This is a genomic window from Streptococcus criceti HS-6, from assembly GCF_000187975.2.
Taxonomy (GTDB): Bacteria; Bacillota; Bacilli; order Lactobacillales; family Streptococcaceae; genus Streptococcus; species Streptococcus criceti.
Map to the genome: position 1 here is coordinate 2,094,049 of NZ_AEUV02000002.1, position 23,952 is coordinate 2,118,000.

Sequence of the window (23,952 nt, forward strand, 5' to 3'; positions counted from 1 at the left end):
CTTAAACTGTCTTTTATAAACTTTTAATCGTTCCGGCTGCTCCATTATCTGCAGCTTCAAAACCTGAAGCAACACTATGAAGGCTGGTCATTACCGATTCGATTGCTGAACTAATCATGCTGGAGCTCTCTTGAGCGAGATCAATGACCGAATGTGCATTAGTATTGCCAGCTACAGTTGTACTGTCGTCCTTGTCAGAAACCTGAATAGCCGCTAATTGATCAGAAGCAGCACTGAGAGCTGTCGCATGTTGCTGAGCGATATCCCTGTTACTTTGAATTGTTCCCATTAATTTTCTCCTTTTCTTCTTTTGTCTAAAATATCTTCACGATCACTGTTTAGTTTTAAGCGTTGATAATAACAGGTATCCATGTCATCTAGGGTCTTTCGCTTTTGTTTCTTGAGAGTGGCTATTTCATCCTCATAGATATCTGCAAGATTGTAAGAACGCTGCCGTACCTCTGCTTCAATCGCTTCAAATTCATAGAAGGAGCTGGGATAGCGGTTAGCCAAATCTATTAACCTATAGGAAATTTCCTCTCGATAGTAGCCAATCTCTTCCTCTTGTTGGGAAAGGTTGAAAATCTGTCGACTAATTTCACTTTCCTTATCCGATAATCTTCTTTCTTCTTGCCAGAGGCTCTCTAGCTCTTGGTCGATTTCTCTAATGCGTTGACTTGTCATAACTACTTAATTCCTTTTTTGATAATCGTTTTCGTGCTTGATTTTACCATAATTTTTTCTTAATTCCTACCCCTCAATCTCTAACTTTCCCTAACAACTCAATCAAATGCTCAATTAATGGAGATAAAACTGTACTTTTTGAGTAGGCATAGCTGACATGAAAGCTGACATTATCATCATCGGTAAGAGGGATTTTGACCAAGCCTTCCAATTCTGAAAAGGGAAGGAAGTCAGTCAAGAGGGTAATGCCAAGATTTTCTCCAACCATCTGTCCGATAATAGAAATCTCACTCAATTTCAAAAAGATATTGGCGCGTTGCCGGTATTTGTCATTCAGATGATTAAAGGCTTCTAAGTGCGTATGGCCTTCATCCAAGATAAGAAAGGGTTCATTTAATACCTCACCAAAGGAGACCGACCGCTTTTTAGCTAGGGGATGTTTTTCAGATACAACAATATAAAAGGGACGTTGATAAAGTTCCTTCGTTATCAATTTAGGATGATCTAAAGGGTGCAGACTGCCGATAAAGCTGAAATCCAAGTCGCCAGCCACCAACTGCTGGAGCAGGTCAACAGATCCGCCGCCCAGCATTTGCAGGCTAGACATAAAACTGAGATCTACTCCCTTGTGGATAAGCTGTGATAGAATTCGCGCTCTGATAATTGGCGGGAAGCCGACCTTAACTTCTTGATGATTGGCGCGGTCTATCTCTTTTTGTGAAACGGCCAGTTCCGCTAGAATGGCTTCAATATGCCTAGCTAGAATCTCTCCTTGATAGGTTAAAACAACTGAGCGGTGGGAAGGATCTTTAACAAAAAGCTCACAGTCAAACTGACGCTCTAAACGCTTAATAGCGTAGGTGATAGTGGGTTGACTAACCTTAAAAGACTGGGCAACTGCTGTAAATGAATTTAGCCTCGATAACTCTTGAAAATATTCTAAATCCCTGATATTCATACAGAACCTCCCTTATATTGTCATCATTGTACCACAAACGCCAGTCTTATAAATAAAATTTATGATAAGGCAGGTAGTTGACTATAAGAAGACGCTAAACCTATAATAAGGTCGCTCTTTGCGAGCAACATTATTTATTATAGAGGAGAATAAAATGCAAGCACACGATATTTTAAACAATCCCTTTTTGAATAAGGGAACTGCCTTCACTATGGAAGAACGTAAGGAACACGGTCTGATTGGTCTCTTGCCACCTTACGTACAAAGCATTGAAGAACAGGCAGATCAAGCTTACCAGCACTACCTACAAAAACCATCAGATTTGGAAAAACGCCTCTTCTTGATGGAAATTTTCAACACCAATCGTACCCTCTTTTACTACTTGTTTAATCAGCATATCGTAGAGTTCAATCCTATCGTTTACGATCCCACAATTGCGGATACAATTGAACATTACAGTCAACTTTTTGTCGATCCTCAATACGCGGCCTACCTTGATATTAACCATCCAGAAAATATCGAAGAAACCTTGAAAAATGCAGCCGGCGACCGTGATATTCGTTTGATTGTAGCAACAGATGCTGAAGGAATCCTTGGTATCGGTGACTGGGGTGTCCAAGGGGTAGATATCTCTGTTGGTAAATTGATGGTCTACACGGCCGCTGCTGGTATTGACCCATCATCCGTAATGCCTTTGGTTATCGACGCTGGTACCAACCGCCAAGAACTTTTGGACGATCCAATGTACCTCGGTAACCGTCACGAACGGATCCGTGGCCAACAATATGATAAATTTATCGACCAATTTGTTCAAACCGCAGAAAAACTCTTCCCTAAACTCTACCTTCACTGGGAAGATTTCGGGCGCTCAACTGCGGCTGACATCTTGAACCGCTACAAGAATGATATTCCAACTTTCAATGATGATATTCAAGGTACTGGTATTGTTGTTCTCGGTGGTATCTTCGGTGCCCTTGATATCACTGGCGAAAAACTCACTGACCAAGTCTACCTCTGCTACGGTGGCGGTTCTGCCGGTGCTGGTATCGCTTCTCGAGTTCATGCTGAAATGGTCAGCGAAGGATTATCAGAAGAGGAAGCCTACAAACATTTCTTCATGATCGACCAGCAAGGTCTTCTCTTCGATGATATGGAAGATTTGACACCTGCCCAAAAACCATTTGCTAAAAAACGTGCGGACTTTGAAAATGCTGGTGATATGACTAGCCTCCTTGACGTTATCAAAACTGTCAAACCAACAATCTTGGTTGGTACCTCTACCGATGCTGGTGCCTTCACCAAGGAAGTTGTCCAAGCTATGTGTCAAAATACCGAACGTCCGGTTATCTTCCCAATCTCTAATCCAACTAAAAAATTGGAAGCAACTGCTGAGCAAGTCATTCAATGGTCTGATGGTAAGGCCTTCGTAGCAACAGGTGTTCCTTCCGGCACTGTTTCCTACAAGGGTGTGGATTATCAAATCGGTCAAGCCAACAACGCCCTTATCTATCCAGGTCTCGGACTTGGTATGTTAGCCTCAGAAGCCAAGCTCTTGACTGATGAAATGATTGGGGCCGCAGCCCACTCACTCAGTGGTTTGGTCGATCCGGGTCAGCCAGGGGCACCTGTTCTTCCACCATTTAAGTATGTAGCTGATGTTTCTATTAAGGTAGCTGAAGCCGTTGCCAAAAAAGCGCAAGAACAGGGCTTGGCCCAAGCAAAGGAAACTGATATGGCTAAGGCTGTCCGTGACCTCAAATGGTACCCAGAATATTAATATTGGAGGCTTTCAGCGATCATGAAAAAACTTAATGATATTAAGATCTCTGGTCTTGGACTTCCCCTTTACGCAGCCCTTATTGTCATCTTAGCCATTACGATATGGCTGGGGAAGTTACCTCTCAATATGTTGGGAATCACCTTGATGTTGGTGCTCCTCGGCCATCTCTTTTACTGGATTGGTCAAAAAACGCCTTTCTTCAATACCTATCTAGGTGGCGGTTCGGTTATGACCCTCTTGCTGGCGGCCCTGCTTAACACTTTCCACATTATTCCAAAGGATGTGGTTACCGCTACCAATAGCTTTATGAATAAGGGGGGCTTCCTAGATTTCTATATTGCAGCCCTTATCTGTGGAGCTATTCTAGGAATGAATCGTAATCTTCTGGTTAAAGCTTCTGCCCGCTTCATTCCGATTTCCTTGGCAACTATGGTCATCGGTTTCTTTGCAACTGGCGGTATGGGTGTCCTTCTAGGGCAAGGTTTCGGTCACTCTGTACTCTACATCTCCATGGCTCAGATGGCTGGCGGTGTCGGAGCTGGAATTACCCCGCTGTCACAAATTTATTCTAGTACTCTGCACACAGATAGTCAGGCGATTTTCAGTCAGTTGGCCCCTGCAACGACTCTAGGTAACCTCTTTGCCATCATCGGGGCTATCGTACTGGCCCGTGGCTTTGCTAAAACCAAGTATAATGGTCATGGCGTCTTGATTGAGGTCGATAAGTCTGAATTGGAAAAACCAAAATTGGAACTGGATGCCACTAAAATCGGGGTTGGTCTTATGTTCGCTTTTGGTATCTTCTTGGTCGGAGTTATCCTCAATAACTTTGTTCCTAAAGTTCACAGTTACGCCTTTATGATCATCATTGTCTTTATTCTTAAAGCTGCCAATGCTGTACCCCAAGCACTTCAAGACTGTGTGGTCATGTTTAACCAAGTTATTATGACTAACTTGACCCATGCTGTCTTGGCTGGTATCGGTTTAGCCATGATGGATTTGACTATTCTTGTCAAGACTATGACACCAAGTTTCGCTATTCTCAGTCTGACCTCTGTTGTCTCCATGGGATTAGCCAGCTGGTTCTTGGGAAAAATCTTCGGGCTCTTCCCAGTCGAAACGGCTATTGGTGCTGGTATGATCAATAATTCCATGGGTGGTACTGGTAATATCGCTGTACTATCAGCAGCCGATCGGATGGAGATGATTGCCTTCGCTCAAATGGCTAATCGTCTTGGCGGTGCTATCGTCCTGATTTTAGGTGGTATTCTGATACAAATTTTTAGTTAAAAAGACAATCTTGACTACCTGCTTTACGAGTGTTTATTTGCTCCTCACTTATTGAAGCGAGGCAAGTTGAAGTCATATAAAAAAAACAAGTTTGGGACCAAAAGTGTCTCAAACTTGTTTTTTTATAATAGGTAAGGTGATAGTAACCTGACCACCACCATGCCTAGCATTTGACAGTTCTAGACTTCCGCCGTGCAGGCGGACAATATTATCAGCAACAGCCAAGCCCAATCCTTGGTGAGACTGACTTTTGCTCCTGCTAGTATTAGAGGTATAGAAAGGCATTTTTGCTGATTCCAATGCTTCTTGACTAAACCCTGAGCCACTGTCAGTGATGTTCAGTAAGAGCTGACTATCCTGCAATCTATAGGTCATGCTGACCACACTTCCTGTTGGTGAATATTCCATAGCATTGCTTATAACGTTTATAAGAGCACGCTTAAGAAGAGATTGATCCCAGTTGGCTTGTATATCGGGTAAACTAGATAACCCCTGCGATTCCCAAGTGATCCTTTTAGCCAGAGACAGCCCCCTAGCATCTTTGTCCAAATCATCAAAAAAGGCTTTAAGAGATATCAGCTGCGGTGTGTAGTCCTGTCGTTTTTGACTTTTAGTCAATTGGTTGAGCGCTTGCACATAGTCATCCAGCAACTGAGCATTGCGCTTAGTATAGACCAAAAATTCAGACTGCTGATCCGTCAGCTTGGTCATTTCTAATAAATCTGTATTGCCCTTGATGACAGTCAAGGGAGTCTTGATATCGTGCGTTAAGGCAGCTATTTGGTTCTGCTTTTCCTGCTCCAATTGCCAGCTGCGCATCAGGGAATCTCTCAAACTAGTGCGCAATCTGTCCAAACTCTGGATAATTTGGTCGAACTCCTTGATTCTAGTCTTTGGTAAAGAAAATTCTAACTCCTCATCTTGGATCTTCTCTGTCATCCTTATAATAGGCCACAACTGGCGCTTGACATAACGGCCAAAGAAAAGGCTGGTCAAGATAAAATAGAGTAAGAGTCCTAGACTTAATAAACCAATAACAACTATGCTCAGACGGGGCAAATGCTGCTCTAACCAAGGATCACGATAACGCTGCCTAAGTTTATAATTGACAATAAGATGGCTGCCATCAGGCTTCCTAAAGGTTTTGAAATACCCATAGCGACCATGGTCAAGATTGTAAGAATCTCGAGATGACGCCGCCACCTTCTTCAGTTGAGAGCTCATATTAGTTTGTAGTTCCTGTCCATCTTTATCCACGAGCAGATAGCTAGTCCCTTGTGGAAGATTGGATAGTTTAAAATGCGAATCTGTCTCAATCGAACGTGTTAAGCTTATCAACTCATTTTCTGTCTGATTAGCTGGCAAGATAAATCCGGTTCTAAAAGCCACTATCAAACCAATGTAAGCTATAATCCCCATTCCTACTGCTCCCAGCACAACACTCATGAAATAAGCCATGAAAATATTGGTCAAGGACTGGTTCAATTGTTTGTTTGCCATTTGTAACCAATCCCCCAAACTGTTTCAATGGGCTCTGCTCCAGCCATTCGAAATTTCGCTCGAATATTTTTGATATGCTCAGCAATGGCTGCAGGTGTTCCGCGTTCTTCAAATCCATAGAGATAGTTATAAAGCTGCTCTTTAGAGAAAACCTGACCGCGGTGTTTGGCCAAATGCTCACAAATTTCGTACTCTGATTTAGTCAGGGCAAGTACTTGATTGCTGATAGAAATTTCTTTGGCAGACAGATCGAACCGAATATTTCCCAAGACTAGACTGGTATGATGTTCACGTCTTTCCCGACGTAAGTGGGCATTAACACGCGCTAAAAGCTCTTGGACACCAAAAGGCTTAACTAGATAATCATCCGCTCCGTAACTAAGCCCTGTGACAATGTCTGCTTCCTGCGACTTAGCTGTCAGAAAAAGAATAGGGCAGTCTACCAAAGGACGAATCTCCTGACAGAAAGTAAAGCCGTTCACATCAGGCATCATAATATCCAGTAAAATCAAATCATAGCGCGCTAATCTTGAACGGTCAACGTGTCCAACGCTCGTAAAAGCCTCCACCAGATAGCTCTGCAACTCTAAGGTATTTTTTATTAAAGTCAGAATATCTGCTTCATCATCAATTGCTAAAATGCGTGTCATCTTTTTTCCTTTTTATGTTATTCGTACCGTTTTTATCATATCATCCATAAAGTAATACTGACAAGCCATAAAGTAAGTAAATATGCAGCGGATAGAAAATATAAAAGAGATGTTTACTGCCCTTGCCTCGTTGGCCATTGTACATAAGCATGAACGGTGCTGCAAAGATTTCCATCCACTCAAAATAAAGAAATAAAAATGCGTGAAGCGTCAGCGGAGCACCCACCAGAAGACTACGGCCTAACTCAATTAGCAGCGAAACAATAACAAAGGCGATAACTTCCCTTTTGAGCGTTTTTCGGCAGAGGTACATGGCAATGCCTACAATCAAAGTCGCCGTTCCACCATCCATAATGGAAAGATGCAGCGGCAGGATCGTGAAATTGAGCAAGTTAACAACAAACATGCCCAGTTGATTACCAGACCCCATAAAGATGCGGTAGAAAGGCATGAAAAGAAAGGGAAGAAGAATCGGAAAAAGAAGGGTCGGAATGCCTCGAAGGTACTTCTTCTCCTCAATCCAAGCAAACCCCTGCAAAGCAACCAGCAAAATGGCAAAGGAGGACAGCATCATATTCTTAGGAAAGAAGCCATCTCCCCGTACCAAAGGCTGCAGCACATTAGAAAAGCCAAACTGAATCAGTCCCATAGCAATAGCCAAGCTGTAAATCTTGAGGAAATATTTTTTGCGGTCATGCGTATGAATAAACCCTTCGATAATCGCAAATAAGAACAAAGGAGCGGATAGTCTCCCTAGCTGAGTGAACCACAGCGGAATCTTTCCCGTATAGTCAAAAAAGTAATGAATATGGTCTAGCAACATTAGCACCAAAGCAAGGTATTTGAGGTGAAAGCCTGTCAGCTTTTGAAATTTTTCCATAAATAAATCAATCTCCTTTTGCCGTAAAATTAATAGGCAAGTCTACTCTCCATCATTTCTCCCCTGCCATCTGTCAAACCAAAAAAGACTGAGAAATAAACCAAGCAGGGTCGTTGGAAAGGCCACCTCCAGCCAGAGGAGAAGCTGCTGGGCAAAGACAGGATTTTGATCTGGGTATTGCAGCATGTTAAACCAAGTCCCCATCAATCGTGCTGGCCAAGCACAAGGCACAAATGGCCAAATGCCATCACCTAATCCTGTTAACAGCAAGGCTGAGACTAGAGTTTCAAAAATCCCTAAGCCAATCGTTGCACCACTGCCAAATAAAAAGGCGATTAATAGATGAAGCACATATAAGATGACTGTTGATGCCAATAAAAACAGACCCGCATAGCTATAAAAGGCAAGATAAGGGACATCCGCATCGGAGCGATACAAGATGCCAAAGATGGCCAAAGCTAAACATATAGCAACAATTTCCATTACGATAAGACTGACAAACTTTACAAAATAAAGGATGTTTCGCTGACTACTTGCTAAGACAGTCTGAAAGCGACCTGCTTCCGCCTCTAATTCAACGCCTTTACTGCAAATAACAGCAATGACTAACGGAAAAGCAATTCCCAGCATCTGTAAATAACCACTCGTAATACTTGCCCAAGAATAAGCAGGTGTCACCAGACCAAAGACAGCCGTTAAAACAGCGATACCAGTTGGTAAAAGTACATGTATCCAAGGCAAAAAGGTATGGTTATATTTTAAAAACTCTGCCCAAATCAATTTAACCATTACTTAACCTCCTGTTTCTCAAACCAAAGAGCCGTTAGCCAGGTCAGCCCTGCAAAGAGGACAAGCGCCAGAGTTAAGCTGATCATAACAGACCAGTTGCTAGTTGCTAATAGCGGTGCCGCAGCTTCTGAATCAGCTTTCAGTCCATTAGGATATATTTTCATAATGGGGATCATCAATCGTATCCCCCAAGCATACGGGCACAACAACCAATAAACGGTCGTCGAAAAAACAACTCCCAAAATAACATTAGCTGTGAGATTGATCAACAAGGTGACAATTAAGCCCAGTTTCTTTGCCAACCATAAACAAAATGGGAGCTGCCAAAGCACACTGAGCAATAAGGCCATAGAAGCAAGAAGCATTTGGCTAATAGGATAAGTTTCTCCAGCGTTAGGAAAAACAAAATATTTCAACAAGACTAAAACAAAACAATGCAAGAAACTGCTCAGGGTCAAGTAATAAGCCAAAGTCATAATCTTACACGTCCAAAATTTTCTTAAGGAAATTGGCAAGGGAAAGACTGCCCGATAATGTAACTTTTTTTCTTCATAAGTATTTACTAAAGCAGCAAATAAGGTCAGGAGCCCCGGTAAAATCATGACATACCACCAATTATAAGCATTCGTAATCAAATATTGAGGCACCATAAAACCGTGTATCACTACCAATAGCGGTCCAAAAATCAGTAATTTTTTTGCCATCGTCCGCTTCAGTTTTAAGCGCTCTGCCTGAAACATTCCCAGCATCTCACTCACCTCCTCGATACTTCATGACAACATCAGTAAAGAGCTTTTCTAAGTCTTCGTCTTGGTGAATTCTATCTTGATAGCCAAGCACACCATTGGCAATAATCCCGATATGATCCGCTGTCATCTGAATCTCAGATAAGATATGACTGGAAATGATAACTGTAATCCCCTGTTCAGGAAAGGAACGAATGAGCTCACGCAGTTCCTGAATACCAATAGGATCAAGCCCGTTAGTCGGCTCGTCTAAAATCAAGAGTTTAGGATGGTTAAGCAGAGTAATCGCGATTCCCAAGCGCTGCTTCATCCCCATGGAAAACTGACCTGTTCGTTTCTTACTGGTGTTGGTTAGGTCAACAATCTTTAAGACTTCATCAATGCGGCTGTCGGGTAAACCCAGCATCAGGGTGCGTACTTTTAAATTTTCACGCGCAGTCAGGTTTTCATAAAGCGGCGGCGATTCAATCAAAGCACCGATATTTTCTAAATCCTTACGACTCCAATCGTGTCCGTCAATCAGAATCTGACCAGATGTCTTTCTCAGCATTCCCGTAACCATCTTTAAAGTTGTTGACTTACCGGAACCATTGGGTCCTAGCAGACCATAAATCGACTGCCGTTCAACTTTCAAGTTCAGCTGATTAACTGCTTTTTGCCGACCAAACTGTTTGGTTAAATTTTTCGTTTCTAGCATATAATCCATTATGCTCTCCTCCTTATATAAGATACAAAGGGCGTCCGTGGATAATGTCAAAATAGGGAGTCTGCCTATGAATCATTAAAAATTTTAGGAGGACTCATCTTTTTGACACAATCCGCAGCCTGTCTTTCATCGTCTATATTAGTTATAAAATAAAAATTTAAGGACTTTATCAGGGAAAATAGTTTTATTTCCGAATCTTATAAAAAAACCTTATGCTTCAGCATAATTTTTATTAATTATGCAAACAATACAACTGGGAGTATAATAAATTTATTCGGCAACCAAAACTGGTACGCTAATCTCATGAAAACCGCATGCGAATATCTCTAAAACTTTACTCAAAACTTTTAAAATAGTTAAGCTGAGTTGGTTTGTAGCATTAACACTAAATTTCAAGTTCAAGTTAGCCAGTCTGTAAAAACTCTTTAGGAGATTTATAATTGAATAGTTTCTTTGGATAGTTGTTAATCCAGTTTTCAATAAATGCGACTTGTTGTTGAGTCGCATTTTTGCTTCCCTTAGGCAACCAGCGCCGGATGAGTCTATTATGATTCTCATTAGTTCCACGCTCCCAAGAAGAATAGGGGTGGGCATAGTAGATATGAGCAGGGTCAAAAACTTCTGCTAAACGACTGAATTCAGCCCCGTTATCAGCTGTGATAGAGTTAATTTGATAATCCCTGAGGATTGCTTTCAGAGCTTGATTGACTGAAGACGTGGACTTATCGGGAATGAGTCGAATGATTTGATAACGACTCTTTCTATCCGTTAGAGTCAACAGGCACTCGTTTTTTGCCCGAGTTTGAATAACCGTATCAATTTCAAAATCACCAACATTCTCACGCTTGTTAATGCTTTCTGGTCGTTCCTCGATAGACTTTCCAGCTGGCTTAAAGTTGGGACTGGCATGCTTTTTCTTAGTTTTCTCCTTGCGAGGATAAAGCATGTCAGCTTTAGTCAATCCTAAGTGTCCATGATGAATCCAGTAGTAAATAGTGGAGATGGGAACAGGTAATCCTTTTGCCTTTACTATCATCTCAGGAGAATATTCTGTTTGATGTAGTGAGTTATCTTTTCTTTGAGTCCCTTGGTCAGGGAGACTTGTTTAACAGAACGTTTACGATTGTTTTGATAGGCTTTTTGGGCGAAGTCAGCTGAGTAGATCACCTCAAATTTTCCTTTACGCACTTGTTGTCTAACCTGACCACGTTTGACTTCGTTGTGAATGGTTTGAGGAGCTTTAGCCAATCTCCTAGCGATTTCACGATTTGAGAGCCCTTCTTGAAGCCAACGTTCAATTATTCTACGTTCAGTTAGTGTCAAATGTTTACTTTTTGGTGTATAATAGTTTTGCATCTCAGAGTCTTTCTAATTGTTATTGTGGTGATTACAATTATATCTCTCTGAGATGTTTTTTGATACTCTTAGGTGGCTAACTTCATTTTAGAACTTTCCTTTGTAGCATTAACATTTTTGAAATACATTAGTTTTCGAACAGGTCTAAGGATGCTTATGTCTTGAAAATTTCCGAGAACTCCGATCTATGTGGTGCTCCTCAGCAGATCGCTATTGAAAAAGGCTTTTTTGATGATGTAGGTTTGAAATATAAAGTTGTCAAAATTGGACAGGATACATCTAATCTAGAGGCTTTGAATGCTGGAAAAATTGATGCTTCCAATTCATTAATGGCAAGTATCGTACAGCCCTTAGCAAATGGTGCCAAGCTAAAAGTGACAACTGGACTTCATACAGGCTGTCTACAGGTATTGACAAAAGATAACGGTACCAAGTCTTTATCAGATCTCAAGGGAAAGAAAATTGGTGTCACTGCTGTAGCAGGAAGTCCGGCTATTTTCGCTAAACGTGCCCTTTCAAGAGCAGGCCTCAACGTTTCCGATGATAAAAATAATGTTAATTTTGTCACCTATCAAGAGGATCAATTAGGTCAAATTCTTGATAAAGGAGAAGTTGATGCCATTGCGCTTGGAGATCCCCAAACTGAAATTCTAAAAAAACAATACGGTTTTAAAACGCTGGCCAACTCTTCTACCGATAAGGGTTTTAAAGATGAATATTGCTGTGTGGCCTACGTTTCCAATGATATCGCTAAAAAGCATCCCGCAGTTGCTGCTAAATACACGTTTGCTATACAAAAGGCTTCCCAATAGATTGAAAACCACAAAGAAGAAACGGTTGGCATCCAACTATCAAAAAATTACGTAGCTGGTGATAAAGATACCAACCTTACCAGTCTAAATAGCTACTCTTTCAAGCCAAGTTACTCCGGTGCTTACAACAGCTTTGCTTCGGTTGCAAATGATCTGCAAAAGATTGGAATCCTCTCAGATGATATTGATATCAAGGCTCTTAGAGACAACTCCTTTCTAAAAGTGAAGGAAGTAAAATAGCTCTGACAAAGAACTGGCTCAAACTTTGAAAACATTAGCTTTACGATAGAGATTCAAGCAGACTGACTTTTCGTTTTTTGTTTACTAGAGTTGACAATAAAAGTAGCCTTATCAAGCGATAAGACTACTTTTTCTATATCTTAATACTGACTATTGAAGACGGTTGAGGGTGAATTCACCATGGTATCCTCCTCTGGCCATATTATCAGACGTAAAGTCTTCCTCTGGTGAAATTTGCCAAAAGACTGGTTTAATCGTATCCCCATTGACCGAGACACCATAACCAAGCTTGACCGGGGCACCGGTTCCACCTATTTCAGCTCCCGGAATAATCTGGTAAGCTTTATCTGCTGGACTGACATCTTGGTAGAGATAAAGTCCTGGAGCGATCTGTCTCAGACCAGAGACGGTAAAATAATAACTGTTTTGGTCAACAGTGATATCAATTTGACCATTTTCTTGGAAGGTCATCGTAACATTATAATTGCTGAAAGGAGTCTGCCCCTGCCAGCTACCTACTAGATCACTGGAAATGACCTGGCTTTGGTTCTGACTGGAGGACTGACTGTTATTATTATCATTGGTAGCTGATTGGCTGGTGCTAGGTGCTGAACTATTTTTACTTTCAGACTTCTTCACTGATCTGCTTGATGACCGATAGCTTGTGGAAGATTTAGAAGCTTTTACTTCCTGACCCTTCTGCGTTTGGGTAGCAGAATGATCGATGAAAACAAAAGCAATTAAAGCTGCTAAAACCAAACACAAAAGTAATCCTCCCCACTTCCAAAAGGAGATTCGTTTTTTAGAGTGGTGTAAATCATGACGTGATGGCATAGAAATCACCTCCTTATTTAGATCATCATTAATTTTAATTAAAACTTCGTACCTTCTATATTTATATTATACTCATTTGCAACCATTTAAGTAAGCGTTTACATCACTTTAAACAATATTTAAATTTTCTTATAATTCCTTTGTCAAAGGCTCAAAACTCATCCTTGATGAGGAATAGTCTTGTTTCTTAAGTCAAGACTTTTTAATACTCAATATCCTCACAGCACTTTCTATCAGTTATGCTCGATCCAAAATAAGCGAGCCGCTGGTTAAGATATTTCTTGAGTAGCCTCAAATAGTGGTCATCTGGAATTATGAACCTCCATTCACCAAGATGATTCAAAGTTTATGCATCATCACAAATTTATTTTTACTGGCAGTGAAAAATTTTTAGTGCTTTATCTATTTTCTTCAGCAGGTATTTTACGAAAATGGCCTGTTTGGGGAAAGGGAAACTGACAAAAACTGCAAGTACAGCCATCAAACCGATAGCCAGATTAAAACGCTATCTGCAAGAGCTCATCCAGCGATCTTAAACACGGTCAGATTTGAGTAAGATTTTCTTCAGGCATGAGCATATTTTTGTTTAAAAAAACACCTAAAAAGGCACCTAGCTGTGCAGCGATCTATAGATCTACACAATAGCTAGAAGCCTTTTGCTTATATATGAGAAACGAGAAGACTATCTGTCACCCTTGTTGCGAATAACAAAACCATTTTTCTTCTCGTTTGAAGTGCGGTGGGGACGTTTATTGTCCTTCTTTTCAAAGTCTTTACGATTTTTATTGGAGAACCGCTTAAAGTCGCGTCGACCATTGTTATCCCTTCGAGAACGATCTCTACCACCGCCATTGCGGCGATTATTATTGCTGCGGCCGCCTTTGCTCTTATAACTACCAGATGGTTTAAATGGCAGGGGTCTTTCACGGCTGATTTCTACCTCTGGCATCGTTTCTGGATCTTGTACCGTTAAGGACAGGATATAGAGGGCCAGTTCTTCTGGTGAAAATTCAGCAGCCAGTTTGACCGCATCTCCTTTAAATTTATCAAAGCTAGAGCGGATGCTCTCGTCTGCAAAGTCACGCTCAATCTTCTTGAGCGCAACCTGTTTCTTAGCTTGAAAGGCTTCGTCTGCAGTTGCCGGTTTAAGGCCCTTCATGCGCTTTTTAGTTAGATTTTCAATGATAGAAAGGTAACCCATTTCATTAGGTGAGACAAAAGTGATGGATTGACCTGATTTACCTGCACGGCCAGTTCGCCCGATGCGGTGGATATAGCTCTCGGGATCTTGCGGAATATCGTAGTTGTAGACATGGGTCACGCCTGAAATATCGAGTCCACGCGCCGCTACATCGGTCGCTACTAGGATATCTAGATTATCATTTTTAAAGTCGCGGATGACTCGCAAACGCTTGTTTTGATCCAAATCTCCATGGATACCTTCTGCCCGGTAGCCTCGCAGTTTGAGACCGCGAGTCAATTCATCTACCCGCCGTTTAGTCCGGCCAAAGACAATAGATAGCTCAGGCTGTTCGACATCAATCAAACGAGTCATGGTATCAAATTTTTCCCGCTCTTTAACGCGAACGTAGAACTGCTCAACCATATCGCTGGTTAGTTCCTTAGCTGCAATTTTGACATGCTCAGGATCTTTCATAAACTTCACACCAATACGTTTAATCGCATCTGGCATGGTAGCCGAGAAGAGCAGGGTTTGGCGTTCGTTTGGCACATGGCTGATGATGGCTTCAATATCTTCCAAAAAGCCCATATTAAGCATTTCATCGGCTTCGTCAAGAATTAAGGTCTCAACTGTATTGAGCTTAAGAGCTCGACGTTTGATCAAGTCCAGCAGACGCCCTGGTGTACCAACTACGATATGGGCACCTGAACGCAAGGCCTTAATTTGCTTTTCAATGCTGGACCCACCGTAAACTGAGCGAACCTTGACACCCTTTTCGCGGCCAAAACGGAAGAGCTCTTCCTGACTTTGAACGGCCAATTCCCGTGTTGGCGCAATAACTAAAGCTTGAATGACATTATTAGCAGTGTCAATCTTATTTAAGGTTGGCAGGCCGAAAGCTGCCGTTTTACCAGTTCCTGTCTGTGCTTGGCCGATAACATCTTTGCCTTCAAGAGCCAAGGGAATAGTCATCTCCTGAATAGGAGAGGGTTCAACGAAACCTGCTTTTTCAACAGCCTGCAGAATATTTTCTGCTAAGTTTAATTCTGTAAATTTCAATGGTATTCTTCTTTCTAAAAGGCAGTGCGAGGCTGCCTTATAAAGCCTATAATCGTGTGCAATTGTGCAACCTATTCAGTATAACACGTTATGAATGAAAATGGTAGCTTAATCTTTTAATTTAGCATTATTTTTAACATGGTTAATTCTCGGAATACGTCCTAGCTAGTTGTAAAACCAGACATTAGTCTAAGGCAGAAAATTGATTATAGGATATCTCAAACCTAGGAGCTTTTGTACACTTCTTTATAAAACACTTAGTTCTGAGAAAAGCAATGATACCAGCTTTTTACTAAAAAACAGAACCTAGTCTGAGACTAACTTCTGTTGATTTCATGCAGTTTTTTTCAAAAGGTCCTCAGGACTTAATCTGTGAATTCAGCTATTAAATTGTTTTAATAAGCCTACTTCTTTTAAAAAATAGACAGTCAAGTGGGTGAATAACGTCTTGCCTAGTACAAAAAAGACATATCAGGTGCTTATAAAGGTTAAAAAGAGAGTAAAACTTCTTATTTAAAGGCAGATTAGCTGCTTAGGGGTGGAAAAAGACTAGCACCAGAATGCCTATTCCTAAAATAAAAGCAAATTTTGCAGGCGGATACTGCTTCCCATAATACAGCGTCTGCACCAAGGTCATGACTAGCATCCCCAGACCGAATAAATAATATAAAACTAATCCCACAGATGTCAAATGAACTAGGAGAAGCAAAGTCCCTGCCAAAGCTATCAGTCCTAGTACAAAAGAAGTTGTTATTTTTAAAAGCCAAGCCTTCTGACTGGCGGATTTAGGCAGGTCTCCGTGAAACACTTGAGCATATTGAAAATCCCTTTTCTCAAAAAATCTTAGCAAAAAAATAAGATTAGCCACTATTTCAATTGAACCAAAAGAACCCATTATTAGCTTTGTTAACATCATACTTCTACCTCGCTTTCAGCAAATTTTTTATGACAAGGTTTAGGCTATTAACAAATTGCTGTTGCTCGTCTTTTGAGAATCCTTCCAGCGCCTGTCTATTTGTTTGATTAACTAAGGCGACAATGTTTTCAACCAACTCAAGTGCTGACGGTGTTATTGAAACAACATAACTTCTGCGATCTTGGGGCGACAGTGTTTTTTCGACAAACTGTTTAGCGATTAATTTATCAAGCACAGCGCCGCAATTGGCGCGATCAGTTCCAGTCAAATCTGCCAATTCCGCTTGTGATATATGACTGTGTTCAGATAGTATTTTTAAAACTGCCCATTGTGACGTTGTCAGATGGTACTGCTTAAGCTCTTGATCAAGCCTTCTCTTTATCAAACGTGCGCTGTAATTTAGCAAAAAGCCCAACGATTCATGTAACTCCATCAGTTCCCCTTTTAAAATAATATGTACACCAACTATTTGTATACATATTATACAAAGGTTTAGTCTAAGTATCAAGAAAAAAAGTTTGAAGATCCGAAAACTCCCCTCATAGTGAACAGTGAAAAAATTAAAAATTTCACTAGCATCTATGAGGGGAGTATATCAAATTGCTGCAAACTCTTTTTTTATATTAGACTTGTTCGAAAACTAAGCCATTTATAATTGATAATGCCACAAATCAACTCAGCTTAACCATTTAAATATTCTGAGTAAAGTTTTAGGGCTTTTTGTTTTTGTATACGATTTTCATGAGTTTGGCATACTAGTTTTGGTTACTGAACAAGTCTATTGTTTTAACCAATTAGCGCAGTGCTTGATTTGGCAGACAAGATGGCATCAATCTCTCCATGGCTGATTGCTGATTGGCCCTTAAAAATTAGTGAACTTCTTCAATTGGCAGATTCATGCCCTTCCATCCTTCAAGAGCTCCTGAGAGCTCGTAGGCTTCAAAACCAGCGGATAACAGTATGAAGAGTGCTTGCTTGCCTAAGGTTGTTCCGCTGTTCCAATCATAGACAACATAGATTTTCTCTTTGTCTAACTGCTCAAGCTCATTAGCTAAGTCCTTAGCAGGTATCGCCAAAGCGCCCTTAATCTGGTCTTTTTTGACAGCAGCCGGTGCATTGCGGACATCCAAGATCACATAAGGTGACTCGTTGCTTTCCATGGCCTTCAATACGTCAAAATGGTTAATATACAGGCTAAGGTAGGTTTCTAGTAATTCCAGTTTTGTCATGGTTATTCTCCTTTATTTGTTCAGCGATTTCTAAGATAATAGTTTTTTGACTGTCAGGTAAGTCTCTGATCACTTGCTGTTCGGCGGCTTTGAGTTTAGGCCACATATTTTTGACTAACCCTTCTCCTTCTAACGTTAATGTAAGGACATTCTGTCTTCTGTCCTTAGGTTTTTTTTCGCGATGAACCAATCCTTTCCTCTCAAGTTCGTCAATCAGCTGCCCGATACTTGTGCGGTCAATACTGAGCTTCTCCCCAATTTTCAGCTGAGTCAGCTGAGGATAATTATAAACAGCCAGAAGGACTCCGTAATATCTAGAATCCCTATAGTTCAATCCCACTGCTTCTAATTGCCGACTGAAACACCGATCCATCTCTTGGCCAATTTTACTGATAGCAAATCCCCACGATTCTTCAATTTTCAAAAATAATCACCTTTTCTGATTATCAGATAAACTGATTATATCTAATGCGATAACTTTTGTCAAGAATAGATCCTAAAATTTTACAAAGATCCACAAATAAGATATTTGGTAGTGGATTATACATGTACCTTGTAAAATGATGTGCCGTAAAGATAGACCTCTGCCACTGCAAAAGTACTTTTTAACCTTAATGTGCTGGCTAGCAGTGATTAGTTTTAAAGCCCTATGCTATGATAACGAGCTTTTGATTTCAAATGCTCATAAGGTATGTCATCTGCTAGCTTCTAGTACTCGCATATAAAATCTAAGAACATAAAAAATAAACACAAGCAAGTCCAAAATGGCAGACGCCAAAAGTAAGACTTACTTGTGTTTTTACTTAAGATATAGAAGATTTCTAACAGAGTTTATTACTAAAAGCTCTTCCCATTCTTTTAGTCTTCTTCTTTTCTGCGGCGTTGACTGCCTAGTAAACCAAGACCAGCCAGAATCGCACTCACGCCTAAGAGCGGCAGATAAGCACTGTCCTTGCTGCCAGTCTGCGGCAGAAGGCTGGCTTTTGCTGGCTGCGTTGCCGCATTCTCAAAGTGATAGGTCACCGTTAGCGGCATCCGGTCGCGATTCGGTGCCGGCGGCGTAGGATCGGCTGGATCCTCCGGCGTTGTCGTCTTAACCGTATTGGAACTGTAGGTCACACCGTTAATCGTATTGATATAGGTGTTCTCAAAGGTGCCGACAGCTATCCGTTTCATCTGAATATAGCTTTCGGCTTGGAAACTAGAGTCCAGCGAAACCGAACGCAAGAAGCCTTCCTGGAATCTGATGACAATGAGACCCTCAGCTTCATTGACGTCTGCCGTCGTATAACCAGTCATATCAGTTCCCGCTGCGATTACAGTTCCATTATTGAGGGTGATGTCAGACTTGGCATAGACCTTATACTGACCGGTGTACTGATCGCCTGTCTGGTCATAGTCATCGTAGAAGTTGTACTCAAACAGCTCATCTGAGCGGTTGCCTGGGATGATCCCACCGATCAAACGGTAGTTGAAGACTTGGTTAAGCGCTACGGTCTGACCGTCGATGTTGCTGGTATCGGCTGGATCTAGGGTCAAGGTGACGTCCTTCTTAGGATCCACCTTAGGCACGTTATTGACCACGATATTGGACTCATAGCCATTGCCAAAATCAATTTGGTAGGCCTTGTTCTCATAGGAACCGCCAGTCTTGCCCATCTCAGCCTTAACCGTCATGGGACTCACAATGGTCAGGTTAATCCCTTTAACCACATAAGCCTCGTAGAAGGCCTGCGGATCATCGGCTGTGAAGAGCTGGAAGGCCCCTTTTGGTGTGATGTTAGCCTTTTGGAGCATGGTCCGAACGTCCTCTGGGGCCGCCTCAAGGCTGGCATAATCAGTGATACTGATCCCTTCAACAGCCTTGCCATTAGCGTCGACGATTCTAACGAGAGTTGGATTCAAGTTCAGCGCTTCTTCTGGGTAATCATCCAGATAGAAGAAGCCTTTTTGGATGGTATCTGGGGAAGACTTATCGCCCTTGTATTGATCCAAATCCCACGTCAATTCATAGTAATTGATGGTTCCGGCTAGGACGGTTTTGCCATCAATAACAACACCTTTGTCATTTTTATTGACCTTGTGCGGTTTGATATAGTTGTTCCCTGGATTATCTGGGTCTTCTGGCTTCCCTGGGGTGGTGACCCGAACGATATTGGATTTAACGCCATAAGCATCATTGACTGTTAGAGTAAAGTTATTTTCATAAGTGGCCCCATCGTTCATGACCTGACCGACAATGGTTGGGACTGGAGCGATGACACCCTTGGTGAAGTCCTGATTGAGCAGGGCCAGCGTTTCAGCGGTGGCGGTGAAGGTCACCGTATGCGTGGCTTGCTCATAGGTGACGTCAAAGTCTGGGCTGGCCACCTTGGTTGCTTCCAGATTGAACTGATAACCGCTTGGAAGAGGGTCGACTAAGACGAAGGAGGTGGTTTCCTCACGGTTGGCCGGCAACTCAGCCGTTCTCAGTTGGAACTTGACCACTGACTGCTTAGCGACTAGAGTCTTGTCGATATTGACTCCTACGTTATTGGTGATTGCCTTGTTAACCTGAGGCTGGATGGCATATCTCGCATAGTGGTAGTGAACCGTTGGAACTGCTGGCTCTCCAGGGAAGCGTTTTAGAATCGGTGGCGTTGGAGGCGTTGGCTCCGGTTCGTAGTTAGGTTCCTGCGGTTTGTTTGGTTCCGGCTGATCCGGTGTACGGGCCGGTGGTGTTGGCTCCGGTTCGTAGTTAGGTTCGACCGGTGTCGGTTCGGATGGCTTTTCTACTTCGTAGTTAGGCTCTTGTGGTTTATTAGGCTCCGGCTGATCCGGCGTACGAGTTGGCGGTGTTGGCTCTGGATCGTACTTGGGTTCTACCGGTGCTGGCTCCTGTGGCTTCTCTACTTCGTAGTTAGGCTCTTGTGGTTTATTAGGTTCCGGCTGATCCGGCGTACGAGTCGGCGGTGTTGGCTCCGGATCGTACTTGGGTTCTACCGGTGCTGGTTCTAAATCCTTTTCGACTTCATACTTAGGTTCTTCTGGCTTGGTAGGTTCTACTGGCGGTTCTGGATTTTCCTTGGTCACTTTAGGCACATTAACCGCACGGACTCTGCCGTTAAGAGAATACCAAATATTTGGCTTTTTACCTGCTGTCTTTTCCGCATAGCGTGGGTCACCAGCATCAGGTTCACCTAGAACATCTGTTGAAGAGATTGTTCCCAAGGTAATGGTATTGTTAGGACCAGACATTTTAATAGCCCCCGCACCATACCACGAGTTAGGTGCTCCAGCTGAATCCCAACCAGAACCAGCCTCGCCATTACGTTTATACATGGTATGCTTGGAACCACCGACACCTTGTTTAAAGTTTTCTGATTCAGTCGCGTAAACCTTGCCATTATCTTCACCAACAGATGAACCAGCAATTTTAACGAACTTGCCAGTATAATCTTTGGCCATTTCAATTGAATTAGCCTCACGGTTTAATGACGCTACTGAGAAAAGGGCATCATCAAAGTCAATCGGATTGCCGTCCTCATCATAGAAGGTGAATTCATTTTTAATGAAGAGGGAGGTGTGTGTCTCAATCTTGTTTTGGGCTTCGGTAGGTCCATCACCCATATAAGCTGAGGCAAAAACACCCAGAGTTGGGTCAGTAAAGATCCCCAACCAGACATTGCCACTTGGATTTTGGAAAGTCGAAGCTGGGTCAACTGTATACTTGAAAACTACTTTAGAAATTTTCTTACCATTGTAGTAAGAATTTTTAAGATTCGTATAGGTAGCTGTTGCACTTTGACCGCGTTTCAAAAGGACAGAAGCCCATTTCACTTCTTCTTTACCATTAATGATGGTTTCCCAGTCCGATTTGTCACCGATATTACCGTAAAGTTCCATCTTATCAGTGACATCATCTGCTTGCTCTAGTTTAGTGACATCAAGTCTGTCCAGATAGAGTTGCTTATTTTTATAGTAAGACGTGTTTTCCAAAGACTCATCTAAAGCTTTAGACTTGAGGAATGATCCTTCTGTGGTAACAGATAACTGGGCATTTGGTTCCAAGTCATAAGCTAAGTTTTGAGCAGATGGTTCTGTCAAGTTACCGTCTTCGTTCTTATGCTTCTCAAGTTCTTCAAGAGCTTTTTTAATGCGCTCTTGTTCCTCTTCGTATTCCCGTTTTTTGATAGGATACTCAGCCAAATCTTTTTGGTATTTAGCTAAATCTTTTTCATATTTAGCTAACTCGTGGTGCTAGTTAATCTCAAAGTATCTCAGGTTGTGAGTAAGTATAATTTGCTCAAGTCTTAACTGCAGTCCTGCTAAACCTCTAGTCAGTGTGTGTTCTACGTCAAAAAGAGCGCAAAGCTCGGAGAAGCGTGTCTCAATGGTTCGTCTCATAGCCATCAATTTCCAATGATTATGTTGTTTAGCTCCTGCCATGTTTTGACGCAAAGGAGTCCATAGATGATAGCCTTTTTGAACTAGATGGTCTTTAAGTTCCCTGCTAAGATATCCTAGGTCTGCTAAAATATAAGGTTGTCGGCAATTTTCTAGTAAGTCATCAACCGTCCTAATATCGTGTACTGAGGCAGGGGTCACAACGTAATTCAGAATATAGCCTGATAAAGTGACCAGCATATGTACTTTGAATCCATAGAACCAAAGATGTTTAGAAGCATTGTAACCAATGTCTGCCAAATCATTAAAAATACGTGTTCTACAGTTACGGACAGGTTGACAAAGTGGTAAGGGAAAGCTATCTATAATAGCGATAGTATCAGGAGAAATTTGAGTATTCATGGCTTGTCTAATGACTTGAACTAACCAAACCAACTGTCTTGCTCGTCGGTTAAAACGACTTCTTTCAAGAAGTTGGCCGCAAGGAAATAAGTGACAGAGACGATAGAAGTGTCGTTGTGATTTAATACCTAGCTCAGCTTGTAAAATAAGCAAAACCAATAGCGATTGATCTGAAACCTTAGATAAACTGATATTATGACGATGTTTGAAAGAGTAAGGACAATAATTCCTATAGAGCTGATGGCATATTTTTGATAATTGCTTCAAATTCCATTGTAAGTGATGAGATTTAGCAGTATACTGTAAGTGGCTCATTTGGACTAACCTCCTGTTTGTTTAGGCACTTACAGTATAGTCCTTTTGGGCTTTTTATTGTATTTTGAAATTAACTAGCACCACGGGGATTTAGCTAGTTTTGCTTCATAGTCGGCTTTAGCATCGGCGTTGCGCTGCTTTATGGCGGCGTTTTCTGCTGCAATCTCAGCATTCTTAGCCTTGTTGTCTTTAACAGCTTGGTCATAGGCTGCCTTGGCATCCGCATTAGCCTTTTGAACACGGGCTAATTCCGTTTCATAAGCCTGTTTCTTGGCTTGGTAATCCGCTTCATTATCCTTGTTACCCTGTTGAATGGCAGCCAAATCGGCTTCATATTGTTTGACAGCAGCGTCATATTTGGTTTTAGCATCCGCATTGCGCTGTTTGATGGCGGCGTTTTCCGCTGCAATCTCAGCATTCTTAGCCTTGTTGTCTTTAACAGCTTGGTCATAGGCTGCCTTGGCATCACCGTTGGCTTTCCGAACCCGTTCTAATTCAGCTTGGTAGGCTGCAAGTGCAGCCTGATAAGCGGTTTCATTATTTTTATTCGTATTTTGAATAGCTTTCAGATCTTTTTGATACTGAGCTAATTTAGCTTCATAGTCAGACTTGGCAGCAGCATTAGCAGCATTAATCCGCCCTACTTCTGCCTGATGGGCAGCCAAATCTTTATCATATTGCTCTGCAGCGGCCTTGTTTTCTGCATCTATTTGCTCTACTTCTGCCTTGTGCTTAGCAACTTCTTCCTTATAAGAGTTGACGGTAGTCTTAATCTGTTCCACTTGCTGGGCATAATCCGCATCGATCTCTGCCTGCTTAGCAGCTGCTTGATCTGAGGTCTGAACGGTCCCTGCGTCTACATCAGCCTCTTCTTGAACCGTCACACCGGCTTGATAGGCTTCCTTAACCGCCTGCTCCAACTCTGGTGACGGAGCCTCTACAACCAGCTTCTCCCCATTGTTCTGGCCTGCTTGAGCCTGACTCTGGCTGGCTTGGTCGCTGGCTGGGCCTTGGGCTTCCGGCAGATTAGTCGCCGGATTGCCTGTTTCTGTCCCGACAACCTTCGTGTCAACACCGCTTGTCGATGTTGTTTCCGATACTTCCTCGGCTGCGGCTCTATGGCCTGTCAATGCCATCAATGCTGTAGCTCCCAATACAGCACCGCATAGAGACTTCACAACCTTACTTTTTCGAAAACCATAAATTTGTTTTGCTTTCATTGTTTTCTCCCAATATT

Annotated in this window: 18 protein-coding genes and 4 pseudogenes; 3 read left to right on the forward strand and 19 right to left on the reverse strand. The window is 42.0% G+C overall.

What is annotated here, in order from left to right:
• Positions 1–13 precede the first annotated feature (13 nt).
• The 3 genes from STRCR_RS09760 to STRCR_RS09770 all read right to left on the reverse strand — a co-directional run bounded on the left by STRCR_RS09760 (position 14) and on the right by STRCR_RS09770 (position 1,642).
• Positions 14–289, reverse strand: a complete 276-nt coding sequence (locus STRCR_RS09760; RefSeq protein WP_004228302.1) for a TIGR04197 family type VII secretion effector — start codon at positions 287–289, stop codon at positions 14–16.
• The gene (locus tag STRCR_RS09765; protein WP_004227237.1) at positions 289–684 is read right to left on the reverse strand and encodes a hypothetical protein; all 396 of its coding nucleotides are present in this window, start codon (positions 682–684) and stop codon (positions 289–291) included. Before STRCR_RS09765 ends, STRCR_RS09760 begins: the two co-directional genes overlap by 1 nt.
• Positions 685–757: 73 nt before the next feature.
• On the reverse strand, positions 758–1,642 hold the full coding sequence (locus STRCR_RS09770; RefSeq protein WP_004229127.1) for a LysR family transcriptional regulator: 885 nt from the start codon (positions 1,640–1,642) through the stop codon (positions 758–760).
• 154 nt (positions 1,643–1,796) lie between these two features.
• On the opposite strand from STRCR_RS09770, the gene STRCR_RS09775 reads away from it, so the two are divergent.
• On the forward strand, positions 1,797–3,419 hold the full coding sequence (locus STRCR_RS09775) for a malolactic enzyme (RefSeq protein WP_004227620.1): 1,623 nt from the start codon (positions 1,797–1,799) through the stop codon (positions 3,417–3,419).
• 21 nt (positions 3,420–3,440) lie between these two features.
• Entirely contained in the window at positions 3,441–4,712 is a 1,272-nt protein-coding gene (locus STRCR_RS09780) for a 2-hydroxycarboxylate transporter family protein (protein ID WP_004226974.1), read from the forward strand.
• Positions 4,713–4,820: 108 nt separating this feature from the next.
• On the opposite strand, the gene STRCR_RS09785 is transcribed toward STRCR_RS09780, so the two are convergent.
• The 7 genes and pseudogenes from STRCR_RS09785 to STRCR_RS09815 form a co-directional block, all read right to left on the reverse strand.
• Positions 4,821–6,212: a sensor histidine kinase gene (locus STRCR_RS09785; RefSeq protein WP_004226923.1), complete on the reverse strand. Its 1,392-nt coding sequence runs from the start codon at positions 6,210–6,212 to the stop codon at positions 4,821–4,823.
• Entirely contained in the window at positions 6,194–6,862 is a 669-nt protein-coding gene (locus STRCR_RS09790) for a response regulator transcription factor (protein WP_004230024.1), read from the reverse strand. The genes STRCR_RS09785 and STRCR_RS09790 overlap by 19 nt, the downstream gene beginning before the upstream one ends.
• Positions 6,863–6,902: 40 nt before the next feature.
• Entirely contained in the window at positions 6,903–7,742 is an 840-nt protein-coding gene (locus tag STRCR_RS09795; RefSeq protein WP_004228675.1) for a TraX family protein, read from the reverse strand.
• 42 nt (positions 7,743–7,784) lie between these two features.
• Positions 7,785–8,531, reverse strand: a complete 747-nt coding sequence (locus STRCR_RS09800) for a lantibiotic immunity ABC transporter MutG family permease subunit (RefSeq protein ID WP_004227206.1) — start codon at positions 8,529–8,531, stop codon at positions 7,785–7,787.
• Positions 8,531–9,280, reverse strand: a complete 750-nt coding sequence (locus tag STRCR_RS09805) for a lantibiotic immunity ABC transporter MutE/EpiE family permease subunit (RefSeq protein ID WP_004227220.1) — start codon at positions 9,278–9,280, stop codon at positions 8,531–8,533. The genes STRCR_RS09800 and STRCR_RS09805 overlap by 1 nt, the downstream gene beginning before the upstream one ends.
• A 1-nt stretch (position 9,281) precedes the next feature.
• On the reverse strand, positions 9,282–9,983 hold the full coding sequence (locus STRCR_RS09810; protein WP_004226059.1) for a lantibiotic protection ABC transporter ATP-binding protein: 702 nt from the start codon (positions 9,981–9,983) through the stop codon (positions 9,282–9,284).
• A gap of 403 nt (positions 9,984–10,386) precedes the next feature.
• A pseudogene (locus tag STRCR_RS09815) lies at positions 10,387–11,339 on the reverse strand (IS30 family transposase).
• A 146-nt stretch (positions 11,340–11,485) separates the two neighbouring features.
• Between STRCR_RS09815 and STRCR_RS09820 the strand changes: the two are divergent.
• Positions 11,486–12,391: pseudogene (locus tag STRCR_RS09820) on the forward strand (ABC transporter substrate-binding protein); the annotation flags it as partial.
• A gap of 150 nt (positions 12,392–12,541) precedes the next feature.
• Here the strand turns inward: STRCR_RS09820 and STRCR_RS12360 are convergent.
• From STRCR_RS12360 to STRCR_RS09870, 9 genes and pseudogenes are all read right to left on the reverse strand, one after another.
• On the reverse strand, positions 12,542–13,225 hold the full coding sequence (locus STRCR_RS12360) for a hypothetical protein (protein ID WP_004229256.1): 684 nt from the start codon (positions 13,223–13,225) through the stop codon (positions 12,542–12,544).
• A gap of 682 nt (positions 13,226–13,907) precedes the next feature.
• Positions 13,908–15,467 (reverse strand): degradosome RNA helicase CshA, encoded by a 1,560-nt coding sequence (cshA, locus tag STRCR_RS09835; RefSeq protein ID WP_004228287.1) that lies wholly within the window; start codon positions 15,465–15,467, stop codon positions 13,908–13,910.
• 532 nt (positions 15,468–15,999) lie between these two features.
• Positions 16,000–16,383: a hypothetical protein gene (locus STRCR_RS09840; RefSeq protein WP_040804644.1), complete on the reverse strand. Its 384-nt coding sequence runs from the start codon at positions 16,381–16,383 to the stop codon at positions 16,000–16,002.
• A gap of 4 nt (positions 16,384–16,387) precedes the next feature.
• The gene (locus STRCR_RS09845; RefSeq protein WP_004227285.1) at positions 16,388–16,816 is read right to left on the reverse strand and encodes a MarR family winged helix-turn-helix transcriptional regulator; all 429 of its coding nucleotides are present in this window, start codon (positions 16,814–16,816) and stop codon (positions 16,388–16,390) included.
• 436 nt (positions 16,817–17,252) lie between these two features.
• Positions 17,253–17,612, reverse strand: a complete 360-nt coding sequence (locus STRCR_RS09850) for a rhodanese-like domain-containing protein (RefSeq protein WP_004226244.1) — start codon at positions 17,610–17,612, stop codon at positions 17,253–17,255.
• Positions 17,578–17,985, reverse strand: a complete 408-nt coding sequence (locus STRCR_RS09855; protein WP_420805021.1) for a MarR family winged helix-turn-helix transcriptional regulator — start codon at positions 17,983–17,985, stop codon at positions 17,578–17,580. Before STRCR_RS09855 ends, STRCR_RS09850 begins: the two co-directional genes overlap by 35 nt.
• Positions 17,986–18,470: 485 nt before the next feature.
• Positions 18,471–21,845 (reverse strand): annotated as a pseudogene (locus STRCR_RS09860) (antigen I/II family LPXTG-anchored adhesin); the annotation flags it as partial.
• 6 nt (positions 21,846–21,851) lie between these two features.
• Positions 21,852–22,715, reverse strand: coding sequence for an IS982-like element ISScr1 family transposase (locus STRCR_RS09865; protein WP_004229599.1), 864 nt, complete (start codon positions 22,713–22,715; stop codon positions 21,852–21,854).
• Between the two features lie 89 nt (positions 22,716–22,804).
• Positions 22,805–23,935 (reverse strand): annotated as a pseudogene (locus STRCR_RS09870) (putative cross-wall-targeting lipoprotein signal domain-containing protein); the annotation flags it as partial.
• Positions 23,936–23,952: the final 17 nt, after the last annotated feature.

Bases quoted from the DNA above. Each gene is read 5' to 3' on its own strand.
- STRCR_RS09770 (WP_004229127.1), bottom strand. From the start codon at position 1,642: ATGAATATCAGGGATTTAGAATATTTTCAAGAGTTATCGAGGCTAAAT.
- STRCR_RS12360 (WP_004229256.1), bottom strand. From the start codon at position 13,225: ATGCCATCACGTCATGATTTACACCACTCTAAAAAACGAATCTCCTTT.
- STRCR_RS09790 (WP_004230024.1), bottom strand. From the start codon at position 6,862: ATGACACGCATTTTAGCAATTGATGATGAAGCAGATATTCTGACTTTA.
- STRCR_RS09795 (WP_004228675.1), bottom strand. From the start codon at position 7,742: ATGGAAAAATTTCAAAAGCTGACAGGCTTTCACCTCAAATACCTTGCT.
- STRCR_RS09800 (WP_004227206.1), bottom strand. From the start codon at position 8,531: ATGGTTAAATTGATTTGGGCAGAGTTTTTAAAATATAACCATACCTTT.
- STRCR_RS09840 (WP_040804644.1), bottom strand. From the start codon at position 16,383: ATGATGTTAACAAAGCTAATAATGGGTTCTTTTGGTTCAATTGAAATA.
- STRCR_RS09780 (WP_004226974.1), top strand. From the start codon at position 3,441: ATGAAAAAACTTAATGATATTAAGATCTCTGGTCTTGGACTTCCCCTT.
- STRCR_RS09775 (WP_004227620.1), top strand. From the start codon at position 1,797: ATGCAAGCACACGATATTTTAAACAATCCCTTTTTGAATAAGGGAACT.
- STRCR_RS09855 (WP_420805021.1), bottom strand. From the start codon at position 17,985: ATGGATCGGTGTTTCAGTCGGCAATTAGAAGCAGTGGGATTGAACTAT.
- STRCR_RS09810 (WP_004226059.1), bottom strand. From the start codon at position 9,983: ATGGATTATATGCTAGAAACGAAAAATTTAACCAAACAGTTTGGTCGG.
- STRCR_RS09765 (WP_004227237.1), bottom strand. From the start codon at position 684: ATGACAAGTCAACGCATTAGAGAAATCGACCAAGAGCTAGAGAGCCTC.
- STRCR_RS09845 (WP_004227285.1), bottom strand. From the start codon at position 16,816: ATGGAGTTACATGAATCGTTGGGCTTTTTGCTAAATTACAGCGCACGT.
- STRCR_RS09850 (WP_004226244.1), bottom strand. From the start codon at position 17,612: ATGACAAAACTGGAATTACTAGAAACCTACCTTAGCCTGTATATTAAC.
- STRCR_RS09805 (WP_004227220.1), bottom strand. From the start codon at position 9,280: ATGCTGGGAATGTTTCAGGCAGAGCGCTTAAAACTGAAGCGGACGATG.
- STRCR_RS09785 (WP_004226923.1), bottom strand. From the start codon at position 6,212: ATGGCAAACAAACAATTGAACCAGTCCTTGACCAATATTTTCATGGCT.
- STRCR_RS09760 (WP_004228302.1), bottom strand. From the start codon at position 289: ATGGGAACAATTCAAAGTAACAGGGATATCGCTCAGCAACATGCGACA.
- STRCR_RS09865 (WP_004229599.1), bottom strand. From the start codon at position 22,715: ATGAGCCACTTACAGTATACTGCTAAATCTCATCACTTACAATGGAAT.